Below are 399 nucleotides of genomic sequence, written 5' to 3'. Positions count from 1 at the left end.
CTTTTGTGGTTGTTTCTTCACAATAATTATGATGGAGAAAGTACCAATTCAAATTGAATGGATTCAAAATGATGGTACTGCACGGATCGGGATTATAAATCCTTCCATTTTCATCCATTAAAAAATATTTAAGTACTTGAAAAATCTGTTTTAAATTCTCAAGTTGCAAATATTTAGTTACCAAGATCTGATTACGAGTTATTAAATCGTAAAATGAATAAAAATTTTCAATTTGAAGGGCTGTTCCTAAAGGACCCAACGAATTCCTAATTGGAATTAGGAAGTCTCTTTTAATTGATTCTTTTATCACGTTGTGATCGTTGAATGGACCCATTCGAGAACAATTGGATGATGACAAAATTATCAAAGATTGGAATTCCTTATTTCTATTGAACAAGG

The 399-nt window shown here is 30.6% G+C and carries 1 protein-coding gene; it reads right to left on the bottom strand.

Annotation, left to right across the window (positions count from 1 at the left end; translation table 11 throughout):
- Positions 1-259: RNA polymerase beta'' subunit family protein (locus EDI28_RS28265; protein WP_233353537.1), on the bottom strand; the 259-nt coding region annotated here is incomplete at its 3' end.
- Positions 260-399 lie beyond the last annotated feature (140 nt).

The organism is Photobacterium chitinilyticum, from assembly GCF_004104355.1.
GTDB classification, from domain to species: Bacteria; Pseudomonadota; Gammaproteobacteria; order Enterobacterales; family Vibrionaceae; genus Photobacterium; species Photobacterium chitinilyticum.
Note: the sequence above shows the minus strand (reverse complement) of the source record. Positions and strands in the feature narration are given on the sequence as shown.